The 252-nt window shown below is 33.7% G+C and carries 1 protein-coding gene; it reads right to left on the reverse strand.

The genetic code is table 11. The annotated features are described in order from the left end of the window. Nucleotides 1–252: hypothetical protein (locus CD035_RS13870; RefSeq protein ID WP_219728643.1), on the reverse strand; the 252-nt coding region annotated here is incomplete at both ends.

The following is a 252-nucleotide window of genomic DNA, read 5'->3' on the forward strand; positions in this document are numbered from 1 at the left end:
ATCAGAGTTTTGGTTTTCTTCTTTAGAAGTAGGTTGAGTAGTATCTTCAGAAACTTCGTCGTTATTCGTAACTTCAGAATTATCATCAGTAGAAGCTACATCAGAGTTTTGATTTTCTTCTTTAGAAGTAGGTTGAGCAGTATCTTCAGAAACTTCTTGGTTGTTATTAACTTCCGTATTATCTTCAGAAGAAGCTACATCAGAGTTTTGGTTTTCTTCTTTAGAAGTAGGTTGAGTAGTATCTTCAGAAAC

The sequence above is a fragment of the Mammaliicoccus sciuri genome, assembly GCF_002901825.1.
In the GTDB taxonomy this organism is placed as follows: Bacteria; Bacillota; Bacilli; order Staphylococcales; family Staphylococcaceae; genus Mammaliicoccus; species Mammaliicoccus sciuri.